Origin of the sequence: Streptomonospora halophila, assembly GCF_039542725.1 — a bacterium.
Classification (GTDB): domain Bacteria; phylum Actinomycetota; class Actinomycetes; order Streptosporangiales; family Streptosporangiaceae; genus Streptomonospora; species Streptomonospora halophila.
Window position 1 is genome coordinate 1 of sequence record NZ_BAABIK010000065.1, and the last position, 5,561, is coordinate 5,561.

The window sequence follows — 5,561 nt, forward strand, 5'->3', positions numbered from 1 at the left end:
GGTGGGGGTGTGGCTCGTTTGTTCGGGTTGCGCCCCCGCCTTTTTTTATGCCCGAATGCAGAAACGTTCGGTGAGTGAAAGCGAACCCGGAGTATGCGCTCCGGTGCGGCATACACGGATCGGGGCGGGACTCCGCTATGCGGTGCCCCGCCCCGATCGCGCCGGCATCGGCTATCCGTTGAGGCCGGTCCCCCGCTCCAGGCTGAGCAGGCTCTCCTTCCGTGGAATTCCGCCGCCGTAGCCGACCAGCGCGCCGTTGGCGCCGATCACCCGGTGGCACGGCACGAGGATGGAGATCGGGTTGCGGTTGTTGGCCATGCCCACCGCACGCGAGGCGTTCGGCTGCCCGATCGAACGGGCGATTTCGCCGTAAGTGGCGGTCCGCCCGTGCGGGATCGTCGTCAGCGCACTCCAGACGGTGCGCTGGAAGGCGGTCCCCCGCGGAGCCAGCGGCAGGCTGAACTGCCGCAGCTCCCCGGCGAAATAGGCGCCGAGCTGCTCGGCCGCCTCCCGCAGCGCCGCGGGCTCGCGCCGCCACTCGTTCTCGATCTCCTGGGCGAAGCGCTCGTGCGGGCTCATGTACAGCCCCGTGACCGCCTCCCCGTCGCCGATGAGCAGCAGCTCACCCAGCGGGGAGGGCACCAGGTCATACAGGGGTGTCACGCTGCGGGGTTCGGCGAACCGCGCCGGAGCGACGCGCTCGCTTGCGGGCTCGGCCACCTCCAGCGGCAGAGCGTCCTGAATCGTGTTCGGGTCTGCGGTCATCGTCGCTGTCCTCATCGTCGTGTGCCTGCCCCTCCGATCGCGGGGTGGTGGTCGCGGGTGTGCCGTCGGCTCCGCTGGGGCGCGTGCCGGCCGCCCAGAGGTGGTGTGTGGCGTAGGAGCGCCAGGGCCGCCACGCCTGCGCCGACCGGTCGGCGGAGCGCGGGTCGCCGGGCAGCTCGAGGCGCTCCAGCGCCTTGCGCACGCCCAGGTCGGTCCCGAGGAACACATCGGGGTCGCCGAGGGCGCGCATGCGGATGTAGTCGGAGGTCCACGGGCCGATGCCGGGCAGCTCGCGCAGCCGGGCGGAGGCCTCGTCGCGGTCGACGCCGGGGTCCAGTTCGATCCGGCCGGACGCCAGCGCCTCGCTCAGCGCGATCAGCGCCTTGGCGCGCCCGGCGGGCATCGGCAGGTCCTCGGGGGAGGCCGCGGCCAGCACCTCCGGGCCGGGGAAGGCCCGGGTCAGACCGCCCTGGGGAAACGCCAGCGGCGTGCCGAAGCGCTCCACCAGCCGACCGGCCACCGTGCGCGCCGCCGCGACCGAGACCTGCTGGCCGATGATGCCGCGTACGGCCATCTCGGCGGCGTCGGCGCTCGCGGGCGCCCGCAGCCCGGGACGCTCGGCGACGATCCCGGCCAGCGGGCCGCCCTCGGCGCCGAGGGCGGCGGCGACCGCGTCGGGGTCGGTGTCCAGGTCCAGCAGCCTCCGGCAGCGGTGCACGGCCGTACCCAGATCCTTCATCAGGTCCAGGCAGAGACGGCACCACACGTGGTCGTCGGTGTCGCCGCGCGAGATGTACACGATCCCGCGGCCGTGCGGGAGGTTGAGCACCCGCCGGTAGCCGCCGTCGACGACCTCCTCGATCCCCGGCACCGCGCGTGCGGCGAGGAAACCGAAGAGGTGGTCGAGGTCGATCGGCGGGCGGAGCGGCAGCCGCACCGTGACGGTGCCGGACTGCTGGGCACCCGACGGCGCCGTGAGCCCCGCGGCGTCCGCGTCCGTGCCGTCGCTGCAGGCGTGCGGCGCGCGCCCCGTGCCCGTACGGCGCAGCAATGAGGGGGCGCGGGCGAACACCTCCCGCACCGTGTCGTTGAACTGGCGGATGCTGGAGAAGCCCGACGCGAACGCGATGTCGCTCATCGGCAGGTCGGTCGTCTCGATCAGCACGCGCGCGGTCTGGGCCCGCTGCGCGCGGGCGATCGCCAGCGGCCCCGCTCCCAGCTCGGCCACGAGCAGCCGGTTGAGCTGGCGTTCGCTGTAGCCGACCCGCTCGGCCAACCCCGCGACCCCGTCGCGGTCGACCGCACCGTCGGAGATCAGCCGCATGGAGCGGCCCACGATGTCGGCGCGCACGTTCCACTCGGGTGACCCGGGCGAAGCGTCGGGCCGGCACCGCTTGCAGGCGCGGAAGTCCGCCCGCTGAGCGGCCGCCGCAGAGGGGAAGAACCGGGTGTTCTCGCGCTTGGGCGTGACTGCGGGGCAGCTCGGCCGGCAGTAGATGCCGGTGCTGGTCACTCCGACATAGAAGACCCCGTCGAAGCGCGCGTCCTTGCTGCGGACCGCCAGGTAGCGCTGGTCGTCGTCCATCACGCATCCATCATCGTGCGCGTACCCGAGCCACGCTAGCGGATTTCAGACATGGAGATCCGGGTGGCCACTGCGGTCGGTCCGGGGCTCCCGGTGCCGGCGCCGGCGCGCGGTCGAGCGCCGCGGGCTGCCGGACGCGCTCGGGCCCGCACCCGCCCGCTCGCGCGCACCGGCGCCGCCGTTCAGGCGGAGTCGCCCGACCTCTCGGCGGCATCGCCGTGTCTATGCAGGTAGTCGATGAAGATCGGGCGCAGCTGCTCCTGTACGTCGGGGTCCTCGTCGGCGCCCAGGGCATCGTAGAACAGGCCGGACGCCTGGGCGACGCCCGCCTCGCTCGCCTCCAGGTTGCCCGCAGCGGCTTCGGCGGCGGGGAGCATGCCCAGCAGCCGCCAGAAGAAGCGGATGTCCCAGCGATGGTGGGCGAGGGCCACCGCGCGGTCGCGCAGGACCTGCGTCTCCAGGAGTTCCAGCGGGGACTCGTCTTCGCTCATGTCTCCACTCATGCCCGATGGCTACCCGGCCCTCGCGCGTCCAACATGCGGTGACGTACGTTACTGTTCGTTAACGGGTCCACCGGTGGCGGGCGGGCGGCGCTGTGCGCGCCGGCGGCCGCGCGGACCGGGCAATCGGCAGGAGGGACGCACATGGGCGGGTCATCGACCGTGCGGGTCGTCGTCGCCAAACCCGGGCTCGACGGCCACGACCGCGGCGTGAAAGTCGTGGTCAGGGCGCTGCGCGACGCCGGCGTCGAGGTCATCTACACCGGGCTGCGCCAGACGCCGGAGATGGTCGTCAGCGCCGCGCTGGAGGAGGACGCCGACGCGATCGGGCTGTCGGTGCTCTCCGGCGCCCACATGACGATCTTCGGCCGGGTGATGGAGCTGCTGGCCGAGAACGACGCCCGCGACATCACCGTGTTCGGCGGCGGCATCATCCCCGAGGCGGAGGTGCCGGAGCTGGAGGCGATGGGCGTGGCCAAGGTGTTCACTCCCGGCACGCCCACCACCGAGATCAGCGAATGGGTCCGGGAGAACATCAGGCCCCAGCACGCCGGAGCGAGTGGCGCCGCCGGGTGACCGCCGACGCGTCATGACCCCGTCGCGGTGGGAGATCCGCCGGGGAGCACCCTGCGGCGCGGGCCGGGCCGATCCACGGCAGTAAAATGTCTGTTTTGTGTCTCCCTTACGTGCCGACCGGTCCGGTCGGCCCTCCTGCGCCGCGAATCCGCTTCCGCACCCGCCGGCTCCCCGCCCGCGCGGCGGCGACCGCTTCGCGCTAGCGCTCCGGCCGTCGACGCCCGCTTCGGACGCTCCGGCTGTGGCGCGAAGGCCGAGGTAGCGGCGTGGAGACCGGCCCCGAGATCGTCGCCCTGCTCATGACCGCCGCCCTCGCCGCCGGCTGGGTCGACGCCGTCGTGGGCGGCGGCGGGCTGCTGATGCTGCCCGCCATGCTCGTCGCCTTCCCCAACGCCCCCGTGGCGCCGCTGCTGGGCACCAACAAGCTGACCGCGATCATGGGCACGGCCTCGGCCGCCGTCACCTATATCCGCGGTGTGCGCCCCGACCCGCGGATCATGTGGCCGACCGCCGGCCTGGCGCTGCTGGGTGCAGGAGGAGGGGCCGCGCTCGCCGGGTCGGTCTCCTCCGAGGCGCTGCGGCCGACGGTGATGCTCGTGCTCGCGGTCGTGCTGGTCCTCGTCATCGCGCGCCCCGCGATGGGTGCCGTGGCCGATCCCACACTGCTGACCCGGCGGCGCGTCGTCGTGGCGGTGCTGCTGGCCGGGGGCGGGGTCGGCTTCTACGACGGCCTGATCGGCCCGGGGACGGGAACCTTCTTGATCATGGTGCTGACCGCGGTGGTGGGCCTGGACTTCGTGCGCGCCTCCGCGTCGGCGAAGGTGGTCAACACCGCGACGAACCTGGGCGCGCTCGCGGTCTTCGCTTGGAACGGAGACGTGCTGTGGCTGCTGGGGCTGGGCCTGGCGGTGTGCAACGTCGCCGGCGCCCAGATCGGCGCGCGGATGGCGCTGCGCCGGGGAGCGGGGTTCGTCCGAGTGGTGCTGGTGGTCGTCGTGCTCGCGCTTCTGGTGCGCCTCGCCTGGGAGACACTCGTCTGAGACGGCGCCGCGCCCTCGCGCGGGCGGGCGCGCACGGTCTCACACCCGAGCCCGTGGTCTTGTGATCCTGTGTGAATCCGCACACCGGTTCTCATCGGACGACCGGGCGTGAACGGGCTGTTCCGCGATTTCCGGAAGCGGTATGACTGGTCACCGCTGCCCCGGTGTCTGCCGTCAAGTTCAGGGAGGACTAAGCTTCCGCATGTTGCGGTTGGCGTTTCGAGCCCTGTTTCAACGCGGCGGGACCCGTGGCGGTTCCCGCGTTTTCGGTCCGGCCGGCCGCCGCACACCACAGCAGCCAGCTAGTAACAAGGACGGACCCTCGTGGACCTGTTCGAATACCAGGCGAAGCAACTCTTCGCGGAATACGGGGTACCGGTACCCCAGGGGAAGGTGGCGAGCACGGCCGCAGAGGCTCGTGCGATCGCCGAGGAGTTCGCGGCGGCGGGCGCGTCCCGGGTCGTGGTCAAGGCCCAGGTCAAGACGGGCGGCCGCGGCAAAGCCGGCGGTGTGAAGGTCGCCGACGACGCCGCCGACGCCGAGGCCAAGGCCGGGCAGATCCTCGGGATGGACATCAAGGGGCACACCGTGCACCGGGTCCTGATCGAGGAGGCCAGCGACATCGCCGAGGAGTACTACTTCTCCTTCCTGCTGGACCGGGCCAACCGCACCTTCCTCTCGATCTGCTCCGCCGAGGGCGGCGTCGAGATCGAGGAGGTCGCCGCGACCAACCCCGACGCCGTCGCCCAGGTGCCGGTCGACGCCCTGAAGGGCGCGCCCCCCGAGGTCGCCGCCGAGATCGTCGCCAAGGCCAAGCTGCCCGAGGCCGCCGCCCAGGGCGCGGCCGAAGCCATCAGCAAGCTCTGGGACGTGTTCGTCGGCCGCGACGCCACTTTGGTCGAGGTCAACCCCATGATCCTCACCGGCGACGGCCGCGTCGTGGCCCTCGACGGCAAGGTCACCCTGGACGAGAACGCCGACTTCCGCCAGGACCTGGAGAGCCTCGCCTTCGCAGCCGAAGGCGATCCCCTCGAGGTCAAGGCCAAGGAGAAGGGGTTGAACTACGTCAAGCTGGACGGGCAGGTCGGCATCATC

General features: G+C 72.2%; 6 protein-coding genes. 3 read left to right on the forward strand and 3 right to left on the reverse strand.

Going from position 1 to position 5,561, the window contains the following annotated elements; translation table 11 throughout:
* Positions 1–171: 171 nt before the first annotated feature.
* The 3 genes from ABEA15_RS25385 to ABEA15_RS25395 all read right to left on the reverse strand — a co-directional run bounded on the left by ABEA15_RS25385 (position 172) and on the right by ABEA15_RS25395 (position 2,841).
* Positions 172–765: a methylated-DNA--[protein]-cysteine S-methyltransferase gene (locus tag ABEA15_RS25385; RefSeq protein WP_417788577.1), complete on the reverse strand. Its 594-nt coding sequence runs from the start codon at positions 763–765 to the stop codon at positions 172–174.
* Positions 647–2,350 (reverse strand): AlkA N-terminal domain-containing protein, encoded by a 1,704-nt coding sequence (locus ABEA15_RS25390; RefSeq protein WP_345559588.1) that lies wholly within the window; start codon positions 2,348–2,350, stop codon positions 647–649. The genes ABEA15_RS25385 and ABEA15_RS25390 overlap by 119 nt, the downstream gene beginning before the upstream one ends.
* Positions 2,351–2,532: 182 nt before the next feature.
* On the reverse strand, positions 2,533–2,841 hold the full coding sequence (locus ABEA15_RS25395) for a hypothetical protein (RefSeq protein WP_345559590.1): 309 nt from the start codon (positions 2,839–2,841) through the stop codon (positions 2,533–2,535).
* A 153-nt stretch (positions 2,842–2,994) separates the two neighbouring features.
* Here ABEA15_RS25395 and ABEA15_RS25400 point away from each other — a divergent pair, with 153 nt between their 5' ends.
* The 3 genes from ABEA15_RS25400 to ABEA15_RS25410 form a co-directional block, all read left to right on the forward strand.
* Positions 2,995–3,426, forward strand: a complete 432-nt coding sequence (locus tag ABEA15_RS25400; RefSeq protein WP_344149041.1) for a cobalamin B12-binding domain-containing protein — start codon at positions 2,995–2,997, stop codon at positions 3,424–3,426.
* A 299-nt stretch (positions 3,427–3,725) separates the two neighbouring features.
* Positions 3,726–4,466: a TSUP family transporter gene (locus tag ABEA15_RS25405; protein WP_345559594.1), complete on the forward strand. Its 741-nt coding sequence runs from the start codon at positions 3,726–3,728 to the stop codon at positions 4,464–4,466.
* 324 nt (positions 4,467–4,790) lie between these two features.
* On the forward strand, positions 4,791–5,561 hold a 771-nt coding region (locus ABEA15_RS25410; RefSeq protein WP_345559592.1), incomplete at its 3' end, for an ATP-grasp domain-containing protein.